Origin of the sequence: Psychrobacter luti (assembly GCF_014192115.1) — a bacterium.
In the GTDB taxonomy this organism is placed as follows: Bacteria; Pseudomonadota; Gammaproteobacteria; order Pseudomonadales; family Moraxellaceae; genus Psychrobacter; species Psychrobacter luti.
Map to the genome: position 1 here is coordinate 13,499 of NZ_JACHXL010000004.1, position 22,557 is coordinate 36,055.

20 protein-coding genes are annotated in these 22,557 nt (G+C 41.7%); 5 read left to right on the top strand and 15 right to left on the bottom strand.

Translation table 11 applies throughout. The features are described from left to right. Nucleotides 1–5 precede the first annotated feature (5 nt). From FHS24_RS09145 to FHS24_RS09175, 7 genes are all read right to left on the bottom strand, one after another. A complete protein-coding gene (locus FHS24_RS09145) occupies nt 6–1,802 on the bottom strand; it encodes an acyltransferase family protein (protein WP_183620855.1) in 1,797 nt (598 codons plus the stop codon). A 535-nt stretch (nt 1,803–2,337) separates the two neighbouring features. Then, on the bottom strand, nt 2,338–4,338 hold the full coding sequence (locus tag FHS24_RS09150) for a DUF3987 domain-containing protein (protein ID WP_183620856.1): 2,001 nt from the start codon (nt 4,336–4,338) through the stop codon (nt 2,338–2,340). A gap of 161 nt (nt 4,339–4,499) precedes the next feature. Further along, nucleotides 4,500–4,742, bottom strand: coding sequence for a hypothetical protein (locus FHS24_RS09155; RefSeq protein WP_183620857.1), 243 nt, complete (start codon nt 4,740–4,742; stop codon nt 4,500–4,502). Further along, nucleotides 4,739–4,984 (bottom strand): helix-turn-helix domain-containing protein, encoded by a 246-nt coding sequence (locus tag FHS24_RS09160; protein ID WP_183620858.1) that lies wholly within the window; start codon nt 4,982–4,984, stop codon nt 4,739–4,741. The genes FHS24_RS09155 and FHS24_RS09160 overlap by 4 nt, the downstream gene beginning before the upstream one ends. Then, complete coding sequence (locus FHS24_RS09165) at nt 4,977–5,225, bottom strand: helix-turn-helix domain-containing protein (protein ID WP_183620859.1); 249 nt, start codon at nt 5,223–5,225, stop codon at nt 4,977–4,979. Before FHS24_RS09165 ends, FHS24_RS09160 begins: the two co-directional genes overlap by 8 nt. Before the next feature lie 106 nt (nt 5,226–5,331). Further along, nucleotides 5,332–6,111 (bottom strand): hypothetical protein, encoded by a 780-nt coding sequence (locus FHS24_RS09170; protein WP_183620860.1) that lies wholly within the window; start codon nt 6,109–6,111, stop codon nt 5,332–5,334. Between the two features lie 124 nt (nt 6,112–6,235). Beyond that, on the bottom strand, nt 6,236–7,603 hold the full coding sequence (locus FHS24_RS09175) for a tyrosine-type recombinase/integrase (RefSeq protein WP_183620861.1): 1,368 nt from the start codon (nt 7,601–7,603) through the stop codon (nt 6,236–6,238). A gap of 303 nt (nt 7,604–7,906) precedes the next feature. On the opposite strand from FHS24_RS09175, the gene FHS24_RS09180 reads away from it, so the two are divergent. Both FHS24_RS09180 and FHS24_RS09185 read left to right on the top strand, forming a co-directional pair. Beyond that, entirely contained in the window at nt 7,907–8,521 is a 615-nt protein-coding gene (locus FHS24_RS09180; protein ID WP_183620862.1) for a glutathione S-transferase N-terminal domain-containing protein, read from the top strand. A 128-nt stretch (nt 8,522–8,649) separates the two neighbouring features. Next, complete coding sequence (locus FHS24_RS09185) at nt 8,650–9,093, top strand: ClpXP protease specificity-enhancing factor (protein ID WP_183620863.1); 444 nt, start codon at nt 8,650–8,652, stop codon at nt 9,091–9,093. Nucleotides 9,094–9,244: 151 nt separating this feature from the next. On the opposite strand, the gene dcd is transcribed toward FHS24_RS09185, so the two are convergent. From dcd to FHS24_RS09225, 8 genes are all read right to left on the bottom strand, one after another. Further along, nucleotides 9,245–9,820 carry a dCTP deaminase gene (dcd, locus tag FHS24_RS09190; RefSeq protein WP_149489812.1) on the bottom strand — a complete coding sequence of 192 codons (576 nt, stop codon included), beginning with the start codon at nt 9,818–9,820 and terminating at the stop codon, nt 9,245–9,247. 176 nt (nt 9,821–9,996) lie between these two features. Next, nucleotides 9,997–11,127, bottom strand: a complete 1,131-nt coding sequence (locus FHS24_RS09195; RefSeq protein ID WP_183620864.1) for a DUF2804 domain-containing protein — start codon at nt 11,125–11,127, stop codon at nt 9,997–9,999. A 23-nt stretch (nt 11,128–11,150) separates the two neighbouring features. Continuing rightward, nucleotides 11,151–11,576 carry a hypothetical protein gene (locus tag FHS24_RS09200; RefSeq protein WP_183620865.1) on the bottom strand — a complete coding sequence of 142 codons (426 nt, stop codon included), beginning with the start codon at nt 11,574–11,576 and terminating at the stop codon, nt 11,151–11,153. A gap of 71 nt (nt 11,577–11,647) precedes the next feature. Continuing rightward, nucleotides 11,648–12,871 carry an iron-sulfur cluster carrier protein ApbC gene (apbC, locus tag FHS24_RS09205; RefSeq protein WP_183620866.1) on the bottom strand — a complete coding sequence of 408 codons (1,224 nt, stop codon included), beginning with the start codon at nt 12,869–12,871 and terminating at the stop codon, nt 11,648–11,650. Between the two features lie 273 nt (nt 12,872–13,144). Further along, on the bottom strand, nt 13,145–14,494 hold the full coding sequence (gene mgtE / locus FHS24_RS09210; protein ID WP_183620867.1) for a magnesium transporter: 1,350 nt from the start codon (nt 14,492–14,494) through the stop codon (nt 13,145–13,147). Nucleotides 14,495–14,666: 172 nt separating this feature from the next. After that, nucleotides 14,667–15,467, bottom strand: a complete 801-nt coding sequence (locus tag FHS24_RS09215; RefSeq protein WP_183620868.1) for a 3-hydroxybutyrate dehydrogenase — start codon at nt 15,465–15,467, stop codon at nt 14,667–14,669. A 69-nt stretch (nt 15,468–15,536) separates the two neighbouring features. Further along, entirely contained in the window at nt 15,537–16,166 is a 630-nt protein-coding gene (locus tag FHS24_RS09220) for a CoA transferase subunit B (RefSeq protein ID WP_183620869.1), read from the bottom strand. Nucleotides 16,167–16,240: 74 nt separating this feature from the next. Then, nucleotides 16,241–16,954, bottom strand: a complete 714-nt coding sequence (locus FHS24_RS09225) for a CoA transferase subunit A (RefSeq protein WP_183620870.1) — start codon at nt 16,952–16,954, stop codon at nt 16,241–16,243. A 313-nt stretch (nt 16,955–17,267) separates the two neighbouring features. Here FHS24_RS09225 and FHS24_RS09230 point away from each other — a divergent pair, with 313 nt between their 5' ends. The 3 genes from FHS24_RS09230 to FHS24_RS09240 all read left to right on the top strand — a co-directional run bounded on the left by FHS24_RS09230 (nt 17,268) and on the right by FHS24_RS09240 (nt 22,557). After that, nucleotides 17,268–18,683 carry a GntP family permease gene (locus FHS24_RS09230; protein WP_183620871.1) on the top strand — a complete coding sequence of 472 codons (1,416 nt, stop codon included), beginning with the start codon at nt 17,268–17,270 and terminating at the stop codon, nt 18,681–18,683. A 390-nt stretch (nt 18,684–19,073) separates the two neighbouring features. Then, a complete protein-coding gene (metG, locus tag FHS24_RS09235) occupies nt 19,074–21,197 on the top strand; it encodes a methionine--tRNA ligase (protein WP_183620872.1) in 2,124 nt (707 codons plus the stop codon). A 310-nt stretch (nt 21,198–21,507) separates the two neighbouring features. Continuing rightward, nucleotides 21,508–22,557: an ABC transporter substrate-binding protein gene (locus tag FHS24_RS09240; RefSeq protein WP_183620967.1), complete on the top strand. Its 1,050-nt coding sequence runs from the start codon at nt 21,508–21,510 to the stop codon at nt 22,555–22,557.

A 22,557-nucleotide genomic window follows, 5' to 3' on the forward strand; every position in this document is an offset into this window, starting at 1 on the left:
CATTCTTAATCTAATAATATTGTATCAAATATTTCTTTAAGCTGCTCACTACCAGTAATGGTTAAGTGACCTGAATCGAAATAGAAAGGCTTGCCTTCACTGGAAGCATATAAGCAATTTGGTTTGCAGAAATAATCTACTACAGGTAATGAAGTAATACTGTTCTGTTCGGCATTTCTAACAAAATTAATTTGAGAAGAGTTCTTTTTTAGATAGTCCAATTTAGTCTGTTTTTCAGTTGGGTTATTTCCCCCATTTATGGCATTGTACATAGAGATTGGTATATGCTCCTGCCATACAGGTACAGGTTCAATAAAGTATAGTTTAATTCCAGCCTGTTTAGAATGTAAAATCACCTCGTCAATAGTTTCATTACTTATTGCAGATGGACTGAAGTGAAGTACTAACTTATCAATTCCTTTGCTTATAGCTTCATCAACCACTCCCTTAGCACCAATATCACCTTTCATTAATGGTGTATTAGAAACCATAAAAAATAATTTAGATTGGTGTGCTTCCGACACCTTAACAAAACTTGTTTTGATGGAGTCACTATGACTATTACCAACAAGCATCACTTTTTGCTCAGGGTTGTCGGTTTCAGGAGTTAAGTCACAAGATATAGCCCGCGGCTCTAAAACTCTTATTAGCTTTCCACAACGATAGGTACTTCTGTCTGAAAAAGCGCCAAAGATAAGCAGCTCTTCTTGTGAATAGAACTTATTCTGAATGATTGGTAATATCATAGCTAGTAAAACCAAACTTACTGAGGAACCTACAATGAGTTTAGTAACACTAATTTTAAGCTTCTTATGTTCGAAAAAATAATATAGTGCTGCTGAAGTTAAAACCATTAGAACTACTATAATTACACCATCCATAAGAGTGGGAATGGTTAAATTTGTTCCAGAAAATGGTTTCGATAAGTAGATCACTATAATAGGAAAGTGAGCTAAATAAATAGAATATGAATACTTCCCAATACGCTCTAAAACCCTAGAGATAACTGACTTTTCAATAAAAGAAGGTATTCCAAATACTAAAACCGATGCGGTAGCAAGGGTAACAAGTAAGGCGAATAGTCCAGGATGTCCGTCGATTGCGCTAAGTGCTTCTCCATTTACAGAAAATAATGGAATTATACATACCACAATCAGCCCAATTAGACCTAGCCACCTATAATTAGTAAGTTTCACATTACCCTGATTTGTAAAATAATAAGCAGCTCCATACCCTATTAAAAACTCCCATAGCCTAAAAGGAAGCATGAAAAATGATGTCTTAGGTGATACACCAACCACCACAAAACATGAGATTAAGCTTCCAACCAGTATGAGTAAGAACATAAACTTATTCTTACTAAATACCCAATAAAGTAAAGGTACGATCAGATAGAACTGCATCTCTACACCTAAAGACCATAAGTGCAGAAGAGGATTAAAGTCAGTAGTACTGAAATAAGAGTTTTGAGCCCAAAAACCTAGGTTAGAAGCAAAGGCGACAGCATACTTAGCTTGGGTGTTTACTTGTGCTGTTTCATTTGGAGTAGTAAATAGGTAAGCAAATATAAGAGTAACAAAGATGGTGGCGTAATAAGCTGGTAGTAGACGCTTGGCCCTTCTCAAATAAAATTTAGGTATATCATTCTTGTCATATAGAACGGCCATTAAAAACCCGCTGATAACAAAAAAAATATCTACACCTAAAAACCCACTTTTTATTGAGTTAAAGCCTAGATGAAATAAGACTACAAGTATTACCGCTAGTCCTCTTATTACTTGTATATCTGAGCGATAGTTCATAAAAGACCTTAATATTTTTAGAATGAATATTCACAGCACAATTAGAAGTTAATGATATAGCGAAGTGCATGACTTTATGAACTATTCATAGGACACAACATGGTTACAAAAGCGCAATATATTACATTGATGTAGCTTATAAAACAATAGTATGGAAGTTTTAGGTGTGAGTAACAAAATTTAGCTATGACGACTATCATGATTTATAAGATTTTAAGAGAGATAGCTTTGTATGAAAAATGACGCTATTTTTCAATAACGCCCTGATATTGCAATGCTTAGTACAGAATATAAATAATGCTCTAAGTAGGAAAATGGGGAAAGTAGGAAAGTAAGAAAGTAAGTTATTAAAGCCTTGGTATATATGGCTTACAGTGTTTTCCCTTATAAATGCAAAAAGGCAAGTAAGGAAAGTTAGCAGATCTATAGCCGTTCACTTTCCCCACTTGCCTAGTAGGTTAATATTTAGGAAAGCTGGCTAGTGTATGCATGGTAAGCGTTCTAGCTGTCGTTTTCCTGTTTTCCTCGCTTTCCCTTATCTAGCCTCTAATAACTCAGGTCTTACTTGTATTGTTCTAGCCCTGCCATTGGTTATTACCTTAATATAACCCTCGCTTTCTAATACCTCAGCTATCAATTCAAAATTATACTTTTGCCGTAAGTGCTTAGGGGTAACTTTGCTTTGTGCTGTTGAATAAGCTAGCTCTTTAACGGATTGCCTATTACAGTAGTTCACCAGCCAGCTGATTAGCTTTTGAGCGTCATTATCACCAGCTTGGGGCTTGTCAGTGTATCGCATACGCTCGCTTATAGAGTAGTCAGTCAATAGTGAGGCTCTATGTATGTCATCAGCTGATATAAAGCGTCTGCCATTAAAGTAAGCGAGTATTGAGGCGATACGGCTGGTGTTCTCGTGCAAGCGTCTGGCATAACTGGCGTATTTCTCTAACTTACCGCCTTTACATAACTGGCTTTCTTTCTCAGTTTGATAGTTGGCTAGTGCTTGCCTTGCCTGCCTATCCTTAAAGGGCATATTAAAGCGGATAATATTGCCCTCGTTATCTCTATTTACACTATCAGCTATAGGGTCTAGCAGCGTTCGGCATCGTTGCCAGTAAGCCTGCAATCTTGGGTCTTGCTCTGGTTTAGCGTCTAACCTCTCATCAGTGTTATAAACTATTTGACCGTTCATATTGTCAGGAAAGGCGAACAAAAAACGAGGTAGTAAGCCTTGACCATTCATAGCCTCATCATTTAACGCTGGTGCGATGACTGGTGGCTGCCCTTGTAAGTCTAAAATGAACCTAACCCCATTCATGCTGTTTTGCTCTATGGTGTCATAGCGAGGGGATAGCAGCCTATCAAACGAGCCACTGCTCCATATGTCACATATTTGGCTAATGTTACTTTTAGCGGTGTCACTGGTTAAGCTATGACCGCTTAGGAATAACGCTGCCTCAGCCGTTGACCATGCTATATCGGTGGTGTTACCGATCAGCATATTGTCCAAAAAACCTTGAATAGTGCCAGACTTCACTAAAAGTATAGATTGCTTAGGCTTGGGGTTTTCAAGTAACCATAGCTCTAAGTCTTTTTTTGGCATGCTGGCTTTTTGTGCAAGCCACTCATCTAGCAATAACCTGTACTCTTTCCTTTTTTCATTTTGATAAGTGAATAGCTCTTTATGAGTAAAATCTACCGTTCTACTTTTACCGCCTCCGCTTTCTGCCTCAGTGAGTAAAAATAGCGAGGCTGGCATAAACTTATCACCTAAAGCATAAGGGGCGTTAATGTATTGCTGAATAATAGTACTTAAAGCCCCTAACATGCATTGCCCTGCCATTGCTGGCGGTACTTGTGCATGATAGATAATAGCCGTTAAAGCCTCTCTTAGCACTTGCCCTTCGTTGCCCCATGCCTCTAATGGGTAAAGGGTCGCTTTGCTGGCTTGGTCTGCAATATCGCCTAGCTGCCCCCATGCCTCAGCTAACAAGTCTTTTATGATCGTTTCAGGCTCGCTCAAAACATCATCTAGCGTCTGGTGATTATCAAACGATAGCATCAAGTCAAAAGTCGTTATTATCGCTTTGACGTTTACCCCTAGCAGTGGCTTTGTGATCTCATCTTTTCGCTCTATAGTGGTCATAACGATAACTTGCTTAACCTCAGCAAAATGCTTAACCATGTTATTAAAGTGGTAAGGGTTAATACTTACTAAGATAGTAATGTTTAGACCTTGGCTTACCAGCTCTCTATATAGGACTGTACCATCAGCTAGGTTATTCACTGCATACCAGTCACTATCTAAACTAAGACTACCAATAACAAAAGCACTGGGCTGGCTTGGGTCTGTTACCTCTATAGGTTCATCACTATTAGGCGTATAGATAGCTAAGTTTGCTGGCTGGTGTAAATGGTCACTGAGTATCATAGCTACCTTGCCAGCAGTGTTGATAATATTGCTTCTCCTATCACCATTATGGATAGTAAAATTATCATCAAACTGTCTTAGCTTATCGCCTTGTCCTAGTGCCATTAGGCTGTTTGTTATCTCATCATTTGCTATAATGTCAGTGCTAGTTTGCTTTGTTGAGCCTAGTAAAGTGTTAAGCCCCTTGTCATCAGCTTGGGGCTTTATTTTGTCTGTAATCACTCTTTACCCCCTATTTAAGCAAGCTGACTTTAGTATCATTGTATTTACTCATAATAATCATCTCCCACTTCATCTTCTTCTACCGAGATGGTCACTTTGTAAGCACATTCAGAAATTATTTCAACATTACTAGTTAGAGCAATATCGAGAGCGATTTTAATAGCTTGGGATTTCGGGTCGGCAGTTTCTATAGCTCTTAACGCTCTTAACAAAACTTTAAGGTTGCTTGATGCAACTGTCAGCTCGCTTTGAGTATTTTCTAGGAGTCGGAGAGTATTATCGTTCATTTGGTTGCCTCATTATTTATTTTGGATAAAGTGGTTTTATCAAGCCAATAGACATGCCAATGCTTGCCGTCTTTATCTATTCGTTTGCGATGTATGGTTAAGCCTGTATTTTCTAACTGATTAATGCGAGTGGGTAACGTGGCTATTCTATAAAGTTCGATAGCTTGCCAGCGTGTGATTGGTTCACCTGTCAAAAGATGATCTTTGATTATTTGGTTTTGACTACGTTTTAGCTTATCCATGGTTAAGCCCTTCATTAGTAGCGTTTAGATACTCCACAATATCGCTACCTTTAAAGTAGTAAACGCCATTGATAGATAATGGTGGTGTGATCTTATCGGTTTTAATCCATCGTCTAATAGTTTCGGGGTGCTTGTGGAATATATCGGCTATTTGCTTGACTTGATAAAGCTCTTTTGGGTTCGCCAATAGATAAGCTAGGTTTAGCTTATTGGTAGGTGTTGCGTGGGTAGTGTTAGGCATATGCCTTAACTCCTATTCAGTTGATGAAAGTTGTTAAGGCTTATTGTGGGGCGTGGGGTGTTGTAAGAAATTAATTTGAATTAATTAAAATTAAAACGAGAGGCTTTTAATCTTTTGATAGCTTGAACATATCAGCATAGGCTTGTACTGCCTTGCTGATTTTATCAGTGTTGGCTTTAAGTCCTAGCGTGTCATTTTCATTCATGCCTAGTTCATCAACTATTTGCATAGTTAAGTTAAGTACCTGTTCATTTATTTGGGTAGCATTAGGGCGGTCACCTATACGAAAAGTATTAGACTGTTTAGCCAGTAGAATTGCCAGCATTGCGATTAACTTTTTATCGGTGTTGGTTTCATCTGTTTGCGCTCTGGTTCGCTGTGGGGCTTGTTGCTGGTCATCTAACTGCGCTTTGACTTGTGCAAGTTCGTTTTCAAGTTGATCTATGAGCTGCTGTGACTTTTCAGCATCTTGCGTTGTATCTATCTTAAGTAATTTATCCAACTCAACTTTAGCAATATAAATATCTTCAAAGTTTATGTAATGACTTTTATTGATAATATATTTACCGTCTTTACTTAAATCTGGCTTCATACCATTATCATAGCGATAAACTCTGTCATAAAATATTACGTCTATATAAGCATCATTTTGAATTAAAAGCTTATAAGCGTCATCATGTTTGACGTAGTAGTAAGCAGCGTTAAAATTAGAACCATCAAAAAAATAAAAAACTGCGGATATTTTATTCTGCATTATAAGGTCGTAAATATCCTTGTTGAGCCTATATCTATCCCTGCTAATAGATAAGTCGTATTCATAACCTAAGTGGTTAAAGTAATCAGCTACATCATTAATAGATAAATAGTCTTTAGGTAAAATTGCCATAGCCATGCCTTGCTTGTTATTCATACCTTAGTTAAAAAAGGTGCAAGGCATGCCAGCCTAAGGCATGAAATGTCTGGCGTTCGGGTAATTAGTCCTAGCCTTGCATGATCATTGCAGTAGCGTCTTAGCTCTGCTTTTGTGCTTGTTGTTTAAAGTCTGCATGAATAACATTATCAAACTTGCCAGCTTTTATGTCATCTAGGTAGTTTGCCCAGTCATTCATCATTTTTGCTCGCTGCTCTAATCCTGTCATTCGATTGTATGCAGTGCCATAAGCGTTAAGCATGCGGTGACCTAGTGCAAGCTCAGTTATCAGTTCATCATAACCTAGCCGCTCCATAAGCATAGTTTTTGCTGTACTTCTAAAGCCATGGGGGCTATGTATATCCTTATAGCCTTGTCCGTTATTCATTAAATCACTATTTAATACTTTGTTGATCGCTTGCGGATGATGGTAAGGCTCTTTTTTGCGCCTAGCGTTATGAAATACATAATCGCTATCACCTGTTAGGCTTTGCATTTGCTTTAGTATAGCGAGGGCTTGCGGTGCTAGTGGTATTACTAGACTTGTTACCATATCGCCCCTATTACCTGATTTTTGTGGCTTAAACTGCCATTGCTTTTTGAGCCAATGAATATCAGTCCATCGCATAGCGCATAGATCGCCTACTCGAGTAAATGTTAAAGATAATAGCTGTAAGATACGCTTGTTATATAGCTGGCTTGCATCGTCTAGCTGCTCAATTTCGTTTAGCAGTTTGGCGAAGGCAGTTACATCATTACTCAATGCTGGGCGGTGCTTAGACGTATGTCTTTTAAGCGTTCCTTGTAGGTCGCTTGCTGGGTTGTACTCAATTACCATATGAGCTTTAGCAATCTGCAAGATACTCTTGAGTAATGTTCTTACCCTCAATCCTTTATAAGTATTGGTTTTTTGAATGCTGTTAATAAATTTGATAACTAGACTGGGTGTTATGTCGGTTACCTTCATATGCCCTAACTGTTTTTCAATCGGTCTTACTAGCTCTTCAAGATTTTTGATAGTACGTTTTTTTAGGTTTTTGCTGGCTTGAATATCGCGCCATTCGTTGATGAAGTGGTTTAAGGTGTTTTGGCGTTCGGTAAGTTCTTTTTGCTTTTTACCTTCTCTATGCTCTATCGGATCAGTACCTTTAGCTAGTAGCTGCATATTGTCATTATGATATTGACGGGCATCAGCAAGGCTTAATGCTGGGTATTGTCCTAGGGTCATGTATGGGCGTTTGCCTGTAATGGGGTGAGTATAACGGTGTCTAAAATCGCTAGTAGCGTCTGCACCTTCTTTATGCGGTCTTATACGCACTTCTAAGCCTTTATAACCTGCTATCGGATAACTAACTGCTTTGTCAGCTTGCACGACTTCCCTAATAGCTCGCTTGATCTGGGTGTCGGTGCTAATCTCCTTTCTAACCATTTTCTTACCCCTTAATTTGGTAGCCACCTTGGTAGCCATTTATAACGCTTTATGTTGTAAGATAATATTGTACGTTGTAGTACATCATATATCTAAAATCGCTATACATCAATAAAACAAAGGGTTTAAGGGTTGTTTTTATCGCCTAGTGTTTTAAGAAGTTAAACCATGTATTATATAAAAAGCATTACTTCGGTAGTGCCTTTTTTATTATTTTGACAGATTATAAAACACTAAAATGTCATTTGGAAAAAGGCTCACCCCTAATGTTTACGTACACTACCTTGATAAACAGAGCCACATTGTTTACGATAACAGGCTTTACTAATATATTAGGCTTTCATGATTGATGCGAATGACATTCCAAGTAGTCAGCTGATTTTATACGCTGATGACGGCTACGACAGTCATGTGGTGCGTCTATTACTTGAAGAAAAAAAGCTTGCCTATTATTTATCACGTTTGCACTCTGAGCGTCCTGAAGATTTGACAGAGCTCAACCCCTATCACACCCTGCCTGTCTTGCAGCAGCGGGAAATTACACTATATGAGATTAACGTGATCTTTGAGTATCTTGAAGAGCGTTACCATGCCAATAAGCTATTGCCTGAAACGCCGCAAGAGCGGGCACAATTCCGCCAATTAGCATGGCGTATTCAACGCGATTGGCTGGTACTCGGTAAGCGTCTACTTATGCATCCAGACAGTTTTAATAAAGCCCAAGCTGCCATGGCAAAAAAACAGCTGAGCGATTCACTAATCACTATATCACCACTATTTGCGCATAAGCCTTACTTTATGGCAGATGAATTTGGTTGGTGCGATGTGCTATTAGCGCCTTTACTATGGCGATTGGAAGAAATGGGCATTGAGCTACCGCGGGCTATCAGTCGTCCCCTATTTGATTATCAAAAACGGGTCTTCGAGCGTGAAAGTTTTCAAAAAAGTGTGCGCTAATTAGACAATAGCAAAGTGCTACCTTAAAATAACCAATAATTAAGCATGAATGACTTTTTTATAATGAACACTCTACCGTCAATCCTTTTTTAATTATTATTTCATATCCTCAGCATAGGAAGCCAAAGATGAGCGAAGAAACCACCTCTATTACCCCAACCCGTCCTTATATGGTACGCGCGATATATCAATGGATAGAAGACAATGCGCTCACACCGTACCTGATGGTGGACGCCACTGCCGATAACGTACAAATTCCAAGAGAACATGTACAAGATGGGCGTATCGTGCTTAATATCGCCAGTCGTGCAACCGGTAACATGAGTATGGGAAATGACTACATTAACTTTAGTGCACGCTTTAGCGGGGTATCCCAAGAGATTTGGGTACCACTAACGGCGGTAATGGGCATCTATGCTAAAGAAAATTCACAAGGGATGTTTTTTGACCCTAATGAATATGACAATTATGAACCTGAAGAGGACGCTGTTGCAAGTAGCAGCTCTAAAACCAACGTTGCAGCACCTAAGCCCAAACGTGATAATAAAGCCGGTTTAAAAGTTTTAAAGTAACTGATTTTAAAGAATCATCGATTTTGAAATAGCCAAAATATAGAACAATAAAAAAGCCAGCATATTTAATATGACTGGCTTTTTTATTGTGAGTCTAAAAGGATGACAACCTTAAAAACACTTAAGTTCTAGGCGCTTAAATTCTAGACGCTTAAGTTCTTGGCAGTGTCACACCGCGTTGACCTTGGTATTTACCGCCACGGTCTTTATAACTGGTTTCGCAGACGTCATCAGCATCACTTTGGAAAAATAGCATTTGTGCCACGCCTTCGCCTGCATAAATACGCGCTGGCAAATTGGTGGTATTACTAAATTCTAAAGTAACATGCCCTTCCCACTCAGGCTCAAGTGGTGTCACGTTAACAATGATACCGCAGCGTGCATAGGTTGATTTACCAAGACAAATCGTCAATACATCACGTGGAATACGAAAATACTCCATGGTACGCGCCAATGCAAACGAGTTTGGTGGAATAATACATTCGTCCCCAACGATATCGATAAAGCTTTTCTCATCGAAGTTTTTAGGATCAACAACTACCGAATGCACGTTGGTAAAGACTTTAAACTCAGGGGCACAGCGCACATCATAACCATAGCTTGAGGTGCCATAACTGACCAAACGCTCGCCTGCATCATTAAAGCGCACTTGACCTGGCTCATATGGTTCAATCATGCCATGTTCTTCGGCCATTTTACGAATCCAGCGGTCAGATTTGATAGACATTGTTCTTCCTTAGCAAAAGCAAATATTTAATAGTGGTTATGATACCGTATTTGGATAGCGACGATTATACGGAATTGGCGGCTGAATTTATAGAGCAGCAACGACTTAAAAATAAAGCATGCTATTCAATATCTAGTACGTGTCTTGCTGCTGCTACCTAAACTACGCTCACTACACTACCATTTAGCAAAATGGTCTTCTGCCAATCCCATTACCTTATCAATCTTAATCACCTCATCTCCCAAATGTATCTCCCCGCTATACAATCCAATCCACTGCTCAAAGATACTGGCAAGCACGCCAAAATTATCGGTCTTTTTATAGACAGTAATCGGCGTAAAAGTTAAATCAATATCGATATTGCTCCAGCCTAAATTTTGATGATAGACACGCCAAGTATTTTGCGCGGGTATATTCAAATCTTTGCGTACAAACATCACGGGCGGTAAATAAACTATTTGTCCATCAAGCCAACAAGCGTTTTCACTGGCTCCCGTTTCATTCACGCCCATTGATAAGTTCAAGGTAAAATGTCGACCATCTGGCAAATAGCTATTAATACAGGTCCAAAACCAATTGGTCTTATGACGCATGTAGCCGAGCGTCCAATCTAGATTGGCAATAGTGGTATCATTAAAGTCTATTTGCTTAGCTTTAGCATCGGGAGAATTAGGAATACGAGCAGCATCAGCGTTAAATTTTGAATTTTCTTTAATGCGTAAATGCCCAGATACAGCGGTTAATGGTTCTTTTTGGGTGAATGTCCAGCCTCGCCTGCCCGTTGGTGTACAGATAGCTAATGGCTGTGACTGCCTTGCTAAGGTTGCATTGAGCGCAAGGTTTTGACTATCTAAAACAACGTTAATCTGCGAAGGCGTAAAATCTAAAGTAACGGTTAGTTTGGAGTGGGTAAATGCCATTTGCCCTTGATAGCAATCGCCTGTTAAACGCGTTTGGCGAGTCAAAGGCTGCAAGGCTTCGCAGACTTCTAACTCATCCGTTTCATTATTATAAAGATAAACAAACGCACTGGTTGCTAGCTTAATCGTTGCTAGTGCTAGACAAACTCGATAAGGCGGCTGAATAATTTGAATAAAGCAGAATTGATTGGCTTTTAAATCTTTGCGCCAGTTTGGCAGCGCCTTTTGCGAGATAAGATAGCTATGGTAGTCCAAGTAGTTAATGTTTTTTACTTGCGCAAAAACACCAAAAACAGGCTGACCGTTTTGAATAAGCTGGTCAAGGCTAACTGGTCTTTCACCCGCAGGTGAATACTGCTGAATTTGTTCGTTGCGATTTTGATTCATGATTGAGGCATCCTAGCCAAAATTTATTGTGAGGCTACCTGTCCTTGGTAGCTAACTGTGATACTTATGATTTTTCTTTTTGCCTGTCTTGAAGCTACCCAAACGGCTTCTCTAATAACCTTAACTTCTATACTGGTCAAACCGTCTGTAAGCTCTTCTGTCACATTCACTACTGCAAAGCCATTCAACGCAAATACATGCTTGGGAAACCTAAGCAATAAATCATCTATGGCATGTACAGCTGGCAAAAAATCAGCAATCACCAGTCGACGATTGCTAAAATCCGCATTAACCTGATGGCGTTTGCTGCTGCCATCTTTGTAGTGGCAAACGGCAAGCACTTGATTGTTTGAGAGCTCAATCACGTATATCGGCGGGCGGAATAATTTTAAAAACTTATACTGCTTGGGAACATTGTCTAAATAACGTTGATAAATCGATAAGCTCACAATATTCCCTTTTAAAAGTCAAAGCCATTCAGTTTTATATACTTAGGCTATTTTGCTATCGCTAAAAGCCATTAAAAAATACGCTTATCATTGACTGGCTTGGCAAATTTATTAATATTGGCTTCGATATTCTTAGCAATGCTCAGATAATACGGCGCAAACTCATCATCAACCAACACGCTCGGCTCACCTTTATCTACTTGTGCACGGATACCGCTAGCAAGTGGCAATTGCCCTAACAGCGGTACCTGATATTGCTCAGCGATAAACTCGCCCCCACCCGTACCAAAGATAGCTTCGGTATGATGACAGTTGCTACAGGTATGCAGCGCCATATTCTCAACCACACCAAGCACCGGAATATTGGTTTTATTAAACATCTCAATACCTTTTTGCGCATCAAGTAAGGCAATATGCTGCGGCGTCGTAACAATGACCGCACCTGTGACAGGAATACGCTGTGCGAGCGTCAATTGGATATCGCCCGTACCTGGTGGCATATCAATGACTAAGTAATCTAGTTGTGGCCAGTTGGTTTGGTTATACAGCTGCATCAACGCACCAGTGGCCTTTGGCCCGCGCCAAGCAACAGGGGTATTATCACCATCAAGCAAACTACCAATCGATAGCATCGCCATACCATGCGCATCGACAGGCACAAACTGCTCGTTTTCCAGTTGCGGCTTGACATCAGCGACGCCAAGCATCGTTGGCATACTAGGACCATAAATGTCAGCATCGAGGACGCCAACACGGTTGCCCAATTTTTGTAATGCCAAGGCTATATTGACTGTCGTCGTTGATTTACCAACACCGCCTTTACCTGATGCCACGACAATGATATGACGAATACGCGGATGCGCTGCCAGTGATGCTTGCGTTGGCGCAGCTTTAGAAATCGGTGGTTCGCTATCGGTATTGGACTGTGCTGTAGTAGGCTTAGATTGATTTGCCATGGCATCCGTGGTCTTTGGCATTTGCTTTGGTAAGGTTGATCCTGCACCCTTAGCTGGTGCCGACAACCGAACATTCATATGAATGGTTTTGATGCCATGCGGGTGCAGCAACTGACCCAGTTCTTGCTGAATGGTCTCAGGGCTACTATCTTCTGGCAGGCGCAAGTCTAAAGTAAGTTCTTCACCATTACGCTCGAGCCCCATTACCATGGTGGCAATGCTAATCGTACCTACTTCATAGCCGAGCAGAACCTTGTCAACGGCACTGTCACGTTCTGCCTGCTGCTGCGGAGTTTCAGTTTTTGTGGTCGGTTTATTTTTCTTCATAAAGTTAAACATAGCTACCGTTACTGCCTATACAAGTGGGTGGGCATGGTAAAAAACTCAATTCATACTATTACAAACAGGCCAAATCACACTGCCTATGAGCTTTCTAGCCAAACCTTTTATCGTGACAGTGTAGCTCAATTACAAGGATAAAAAAACCACAACGCCAATAGGATGATGCTTTGTAAAACCCATCTATCCTGCCATTTATTTTTAATAATTATTATTGATGACTGATGCCAATTGTTGTTATTTCTTTATTACCCTTATTAGGGCGTGAAGAAATTAAATAGCTAAGAATTTTGAAGCAATAAACAGATAAATCAGCACACCTGAAGCATCACATACCGAGGTAATCAAAGGCGCACTGGCAGTAGCAGGGTCAAAACCAAGTTTATTGAGCACAAAAGGCAAGCTCATACCTATCACACAGCCAATCATGACCACCGACATCATACTCAGCGCCAGCACAAGTGAGACTACGGCATCACCGCGCACATAGCCGATAAGCGCGATAGCTACCGCCATCGTCGCCCCAAGCATGAGCGCAACCAAGGCTTCGCGACCGAGCAATGAAAACCAGTCGCGCATGACCACATCGCCAGTGGCTAGCGCACGTACCATCAAGGTTGCAGACTGAGAGCCGGCGTTACCACCACTATCAACCAGTAGCGGTAAGAAAAACACCAATACCAAATTGGCGGCAATAACATCTTCAAAGTTTGAGATACTAAGCCCTGAAAGTAGATTACCAAAGACTAAAAACACCAGCCAAAATACGCGCTTGCGGTATAACATACGAATGCTAACATCTTTTAACTTACCGACCATAGTCGAAACACCACCCGACTTATGGAAATCATCGGTGGCCTCATCGCTAGCAACGTCCATGGCATCATCGTGAGTGACGATACCAACTAACGCACCGCTGGCATCAGTAATTGGCAAAGCAATTAAGTCATAGCGAGCAACCGCTTTGGCAACATCTTCTTGATCGTCATTTACATCACAAGATATGACTGAGCGCACCATGATGTCATTAATCAGCTGCTCAGGCGACGCTAAAATCAGCACCCTTAATGACACCACGCCTAGCAGCTTACGCGCACCATCAATCACATAAGCATGATAAATAGTCTCAGCATCAGGGGCTTCCAATCGTAACGCATCCAATGCCTCTGCAACAGTCATCTGCGCAGCTAAAGTGGCATAGTCAGATGTCATCAACGCACCAGCCGTGCGCTCTTCATAGGCAGACAGCCTGCGAATATCTTCACGTTTTGCCTGTGCAAGTGCGGGTAGCAGCGCATCTCGCTGCTCCTGATTTAGATGCTTATATAAGTCAGTGCGCTCATCAGATGGCATCTCCCCGACTATCTTTGCTAGGCTTGCGCGCGGAAACTCAAGAGCCATCGCAACCTGAATATCAGCGTCTAAATACGCAAATATCGTCGAGCGATTGGGCAAAACCTCAAGTATTTGCCAAGCGAATTTGGGTTCAATAAGCGCCAACACATCAGCGATATCAATCGGGCGTAATGCTTGCACTTCATTAATTGCTTGCTCAAACTGCTGCTGCTCGATAGCACGGCTTAGTTTTGCAGCAAGGGTCACCGCTAAGTCTTCATTATTCATTCTTTTTACTCCGTGCAGCGCAACATTATGCAACAGGCGCTCATAAAAAAGAGCCAATATAATTGGCTCAAATTAACATAAAATCAAATCCTAATGGATTGGTGTTTTATTAGCAAGCTAATGATTTTTAAACCAATCAAACAGCCTGCTAACCTTTCCATTGACCGCGCCGTTAATTCATAAACCAACCATGACTGGCAACAATAGACTGACCGGTAAATACATTGCTTGGGAAGGCTGCTAAAAATAACGCCAATTGGGCAATGTCATCAACGGTGGTAAATTCTTTGTCGACAGTATTAACCAGCATAATGTCATTCACCACAGATTCTTCACTGATGCCTTTTTCAGCCGCTTGTTGCGGGATTTGTTTTTCGACCAACGGCGTTTTGACAAACCCTGGGCAAATCACATGCGCGCGTACATTATGCTCAGCCCCTTCTTTTGCCAGCACACGGCACAGTCCAAGTAGTCCGTGTTTGGCGGTCACATAAGGCGCTTTGTAAAGTGACGCTTCATGCGAATGTACCGAGCCCATATAGATGACGGTACCGCCTTTATCGCCTTTATACATGTGTTGTACAGCAGCTTTGGTGGTTAAAAACGCCCCATCTAAATGGATAGCAAGCATTTTTTTCCAGTCATCAAACGCCATTTTATGAATCGGGTCAATAATCTGAATGCCAGCATTAGAGACAAGAATATCAATACCACCAAAGGTATCCACTAACTGCTGCACGCCAGCGTTTACGGCATCCTCTGAAGTCACATCCATGGCAATTGCCAGTGCGCATCCACCAGTAGCTTCGATAGCGTCGACCGTTTGCTGCGCAGCTGCAAGATTAATATCGGCAATACCAACTGCGGCACCTGCCTTGGCATAAGTCTCAGCGATATCACGTCCGATACCGCTGGCAGCGCCTGTGACCAATGCTACCTTGCCGGTCAAATCTTGTTGTAATGTGGTCGCCATATTTTATAGTCCATTATTAAATAGGTTCTTTGGATGCCTATATTACAAATGCTTATTTATTAAACAGGTTTATTGAGCAATGTTCACTGGCGTCTTTTCTTGTAGCTCAGCAAAGCTAACGCCATCTGCCAACTCAACCAATTTTAGTCCATTGTCAGTGACGTCTAACACCGCAAGTTCGGTGATAATACGATCAACGACCCCTTTACCAGTTAATGGCAGCTCGCAGTTGGCAAGGATTTTTGGTTCACCATGTTTATTAACTTGCTCCATCAGCACAATCACACGCTGTACGCCTGCGACCAAATCCATCGCGCCGCCCATGCCTTTGACCATTTTTTTGGGAATCATCCAGTTGGCCAAATCCCCTTTTTCTGATACTTCCATCGCGCCTAGTATTGCAAGATTGACATGGCCGCCACGAATCATCGCAAATGACTCTGAGCTACTAAAGTAACTGGCGCCCGGCTCTGCTGTTACGGTTTGCTTGCCAGCATTAATCAAATCAGCATCGACATTATCTGCGGTTGGAAACTCGCCAATACCTAATAAACCATTTTCTGATTGCAACCAAACATCCACATCTTCAGGAATATAGTTGGCGACTAGGGTTGGTAGACCAATACCCAAGTTTACATAATAACCGTCTTGTAGCTCTTGTGCGGCACGCTGTGCCATCTGTTCTCTTGTCCATGCCATGGTAATTTCCTTATTTTTTTACACTGCTTTATTATCATCTATTTAAGAGTCTATAGGGTTCAAAAAACCTATATCTAAGCACCTTCAACGGCTTTAGTGGTCGTCTTCTCAATACGCTTTTCAGGATTGCTGTTTAAGACGATACGCTGCACAAAGATACCCGGCAGATGCACTTCATCCGGATCGAAGGTGCCAGTTTCTACAATTTCTTCAACTTCGACAATGGTAATCTTGCCTGCCATGGCGCAATCTGGATTGAAGTTACGCGCAGTCTTATTAAATATTAAGTTACCCGATTTGTCTGCTTTCTGCGCTTTGATTAATGCCACATCAGCACGTAATGAGTGCTCAAGTACATAAGTGCGTCCATCAAAATCACGCGTCTCTTTACCCTCAGCCACTTGTGTGCCGACGCCAGTCGCCGTATAAAACGCCGGAATACCTGCGCCACCCGACCGGAGCTTTTCCGCTAATGTCCCTTGCGGCGTCAGCTCAACTTCTAACTCACCCGCCAAGTATTGACGCTCAAATTCTTTATTTTCACCGACATAAGACGAAATCATTTTTTTGATTTGGCGAGTTTGTAGTAGCAACCCTAAACCAAACTCATCGACGCCTGCGTTATTACTGATACAGGTTAAATCCTTGACCCCACTATCACGTAAGGCTTCGATGAGCGCTTCAGGGATACCGCACAGACCAAAACCGCCGATAGCGAGTGTTTGTCCATCACTAACGATACCTTTTAACGCCTCTTCGGCACTGCTATATACTTTTGAGCGACTCATGCTTATCTCCTTGCAAGTCGAATTTTTGTTGTTCATATTCGTTATCAATTGAAATTATAATAATACAGTTTCTATCGATATATCAGGTATAGCGCTTATACTAACTTACCATATTATTGTGTCCGCGAGAAGAGAATAACCGTAAGAACTTACGTGCTAGCACCGTCATTTAATACGGACTCATTCGCTAGGGCAGCAGTCTAGATTTATGTTTAATAAAATATCGAATACTACATATTTTGATTAATTTTATTGACCCATGCCACTATGCGCTGCATACTCGATGCTTGAACTTTGCCAAGGAGGGCGGATCATGATGAGTACATTTGCTATTGTCATCACTTTATTACTATTGATGTTTTTTGCTTATCGCGGTTATTCTGTGCTGATTTTAGCACCGATTATGGCGATATTAGCCGTATTACTTTCAGGTGACTTTTTAAGCAGTATCCCCGCCTATACCGATGTATTTATGGGGGCGCTAAGCGGATTCTTACTGAAGTTCTTCCCTATTTTCTTACTGGGTGCGCTATTTGGGCGTTTGATGGCGGACTCTGGCGCCGCGACAGCGATTGCCAATACCGTGGTCGAAAAGCTTGGTGCCAGTAAAGCCATTTTAGCGGTTATCTTAGTTTGTGCCATCTTAACCTATGGCGGCGTGTCGTTATTTGTCGTGGCTTTTGCCATCTATCCAATCGCTAAAGACTTGTTTAAAGCTGCTGATATTCCCAAGCGCTTGATTCCGGCAGCGATTGCCTTAGGTTCTTTTACCTTTACCATGACAGCATTGCCTGGCACGCCCGCCATTCAGAATGCCATTCCGATTCCCTACTATAATACCAACGTCTTTGCTGCGCCTATCTTGGGTCTCATCGGCGGTACCATTATGTTTATCTGTGGTTGGTTATGGTTGCAATCTCGTGCTAAAAAAGCCAATGCAGTAGGTGAAGGCTACGGTCAGCATGATGAAGAGGATGTCGGCGGCGTTGGTGGAGGCGCAGTAGAAACCAATTTGGTCAGCACACATCATACTTCCTTTACCGTTGCTATGATTCCCCTAGTGCTGGTCATCGCCTTAAACGCTTTATTAACTTATGCTATTTTCCCATCAATAGACTTTAGCGCCTTACAAACTCAATTTCCGGATTTAAATATCGCAGGCTCACTCGGGCTGTGGTCCATTATTATCTCATTGGTCGTTGCTTGTACCGTGCTAATCTTGCTGCGTATTGGTCATTGGAACAATCTGCAGAAAACCATTAACCGCGGTACTTATGATTCGATGTTGCCGATTTTCAATACGGCATCAGAAGTTGGTTACGGCGCGGTTATCGCCTCGTTGGCAGGCTTCCTTATTATTCGTGATAGCATCTTAAACCTAAATCCTGATAATCCTTTGATTTCAGAAGCAGTAGCGATGACCACGCTGGCTGGTATTACGGGCTCATCGTCTGGTGGTTTGAGTATCGCGTTATCAACGTTGGGTGAGGACTATTTAAGAATGGCAGTCGCCGCTGGTATTGACCCAGAGCTGATGCACCGTGTTGCTGTGATGGCAGCAGGCGGTTTAGATACCCTACCTCACAGTGGGGCGGTCATTACCTTGCTTGCGATTTGTGGTTTAACTCACAAACAGTCGTATCTAAACGTCGCCATGGTAACGATGATTATTCCATTAATTGCTGTGGTCGCAGTTATTATTTTAGGAACCATGTTTGGCTCATTTTAAAAGAGAGTCGGCCGTTGAAAATAGACTTTAATTCGCAAAGAAATATCTCTTTTTATAAAACCCACTTGGCAAATTGCTTAGTGGGTTTTTTATCGCCACTTTATGACAATCCTCTTTAGATAAAATAGATTTTTGATACTTAACAAATGAATAGCAATTTGTCGGCATAATATAGCCAATGACTATGTTGGTTAACGTATTAATTACTGAGGAATGTCACAAAATTGGCCGAATTACGGTATCATAGGCACACTTTTTTAATTTTTCTCTTTTTTATAAGTTTTTAGACGTTTTTAGCATTGATAGTTTAATATTAATCATATCGCGCCTGCTCGTCATAAAGCGCTTAAGACGTTTGATAACCAACCCGTTTATATAAAAATATAGGTGATGAAAGTGCGTGAGATTCTAGTAACCAGTGCGCTGCCCTACGCCAATGGCCATATCCATTTGGGGCATCTTGTAGAATATATTCAGACCGACATTTGGGTACGTGCGATGAAAGCACAAGGTCATGAGGTTACTTATGTCTGCGCAGATGACGCTCATGGCACCGCCATCATGCTCAAAGCTGAAGCCAATGGCGTGACTCCAGAAGAGCAAATCGCCTCGGTAAAAGCCTCACATGAAGCGGACTTTGCTAAATTTTTGATTAACTTTGATAATTATCATTCAACGCATTCAGAAGAGAATCGGGAATTCTCTGAGCTGATTTATCGTCGTCTTAATAGCGCCGGACATATCAGCACAAAGGACGTGAAGCAGCTTTTTGACCCTGAAAAGCAGCTGTTTTTAGCCGATCGTTTTGTCAAAGGCATTTGCCCTGAATGCGGGGCGCTGGATCAATACGGTGATAACTGCGAAGTGTGTGGTACCACCTATGATGCGACCGACCTTATAAATCCGCATTCAACGTTATCCAATGCGACGCCAGTACTTAAAACTTCTAAGCATTATTTCTTTGACTTACCAGAGTTTGAGCAATTCTTAAAAGATTGGACGCGCAGCGAAAATCGCTTGCAAACGTCAGTCGCCAATAAACTACAAGAATGGTTTGACGCTGGCTTGACCAGTTGGGATATCTCGCGTGATGCACCTTATTTTGGCTTTCAAATTCCAGATACGCCAAGCGATGAGCCAGACAAGTACTTTTATGTCTGGCTAGATGCGCCGGTCGGCTATATGGCGAGCTTTAAAAACCTGTGTGACAAACGCGAAGGTACCGACCAAGCGCTTGATTTCGACCGTTATTGGATGCAAGAAAACGAGCATAAAACCGAGGTTTATCACTTCATCGGTAAAGATATTGTCTATTTCCATGCGCTATTTTGGCCAGCGATGCTAGCGGGTAGTGAATTCCGTACGCCAACGGGTGTCTTCGCGCATGGTTTCTTAATGGTCAATGGCGAAAAAATGAGTAAGTCACGCGGCACCTTTATCAAGGCCGAAACTTACGCGGAGCATTTGCATCCTGAATACTTACGTTATTACTTCGCCAGCAAGCTGTCTGACAAAGTCGAGGATATCAACCTTGATTTAGAAGACTTTATGCAAAAAGTCAACTCTGACTTGGTGGGTAAAGTGGTCAATATCGCCAGTCGCAGTGCGGGTTTTATCGTGAAGAAATACGACGGTATGCTGTCAGAGGTTTGCGTAGAGTCAGAATTATTAGAAGATATTACTAAGACTGGTGATGAAATTGCAGCCGCTTACGAAAACCGTGAGTTCTCGCGTGCCATGCGCTTAATAATGCAGTGCGCCGATAAAGCCAATGAATATATTGATGAGAAAAAACCTTGGTCGCTTGCCAAGCAAGAAGGGTCAGAACAAGAAGTTCAAGATGTCTGCTCGGTCGCCATTAACATCTTCCGTCAATTGATGGTCTATTTGGCGCCAGTATTACCTGAGCTAACTGCCAATGCCAAAGAATTCTTAAACATTGACGATTTAAGCTTTGCCAGCCGTAATGAGTGGTTGCTTGGTCATAAAATCAATAAATTCAAACCTTTGATGCAGCGTATCGAAGAAAAAGACGTTGCGGCAATGGTTGAAGACTCAAAGGCCTCATTGACGCAAGCAGATGCCCCTACTGCTAATACCGATAGCAAATCAGATGATAAAACAGCGGCAGCAAAAACTCAGCCAGCAGAAAAGGCTGATACTGATACCAATGCTGAACAAGCTGACTATATCGGTATTGAAGACTTTGCCAAAGTTGAAATGAAAGTGGCGCACGTCTTAGCCTGTAATTATGTCGAAGGTGCGGATAAGCTTTTACAATTCACCTTGGATGTTGGCGAAGACAAACCGCGTAATGTCTTTAGCGGTATCCGTAAGTTTTACGAGCCTGAGCAATTATTGGATAAAAAGGTAATTTGTGTCACCAATCTTGCGCCGCGTAAGATGAAATTTGGTGTCTCAGAAGGTATGGTGTTATCAACGGGCAATCCAAAAACACAGTTAACGGTAGTGACTTTACCGGACAACTGCGTGATTGGCGACTTGTTGGCTTAAATGATATTGTACTTATAGAATAAAAAAGATGCTTTCGTGGCATCTTTTTTGTTGCCTAAAATTCATGGATAACTATGTATGAAGGACCTGATTAACAAAATTATTTATCTAACCAAAATTGATTTAAATTAGTCTTTATAAAGCTAATGACAAACTCGTTTTATTTTCTTATTGCCATAAGTTACATTACTGTCATAATATGGACGTAATGATCAATGGATTGATTACCTTAATGTTAGCCCGTTATCTCAGCATGCACATAACATTGACTCGGGTAACCTGCACTTTTCAACCTATGAGCCAAAATAAAATGACCTTTGCCACTACTTTACGTCTTAGCCTGTGCGGCGCTGCTATTAGCGCTGCGCTTGGATTAACCGCCTGCTCTAATAATGCTACTGACCCTGCAGCCACTGCTGATGACAGCGCGACCAACGATAAGCCCGCCAAAACCTTGGCCATCACCCAGATTGTCGAGCATCCTTCTTTAGATGAGATGCGTCGTGGCATTATTGATGAGCTGGCGGACAACGGCTATGTAGAAGGTCAAAACCTCAAAGTTAATTTCCAAAGCGCTCAAGGTAATACCGCAACCGCTGGGCAGATTGCCAAGCAGTTCGCCGGTGACAATCCAGATGCTATCGTTGCCATCTCAACGCCTTCTGCCCAATCAATTGTTGCGTCGACTAAAACCGTTCCCGTTATTTATACTGCCATCTCAGACCCTCTAGCAGCGAAGCTGATTGACGAAAATGATGTGCCTATCCAAACCAATGTGACCGGTTTGTCGAGCAAATTGCCCATCGAGCCGCAGTTAGACAATATTCAAAAAATTGTCCCAAATGTAAAAACCATTGGTTACGTTTATAGCCCAGGTGAAGCCAATTCTGTCGTAGTACTTAAACAACTTGAAAAAGCGGCACCAGCACGCGGGCTTAAGATATTGGGCGTAACCGCTAATCGCCCTACCGATGTTGCCATGGCAACTCGTAGTCTTGCTGGTAAAGTAGAGGTTATTTATACCTCATTGGATAACAACGTTGTCTCAGCTTTTGAAGCCATGGCCAGTGCGGCTAACGAGCTTGATATCCCAGTCATTGCCTCAGATGAATTTAGCGTCAGACGCGGTGCGACTGCAGCGCTTGGTGTCAATGACTATGACTTTGGTCGTACCACAGGCAAAATGGTATATCGGGTATTAAATGGTGAAGCCACTAAAGATATTGCACCGCAAGTGATGAACACTTTAACGTTATACGTCAGTCCAAAACATGCCGCTGAACAAGGGACTAGCCTATCGGCAGATTTACTTAAAAACGCCATCAATGTCGATAAAGAAGCACAAAAGACCAGTAAGTAA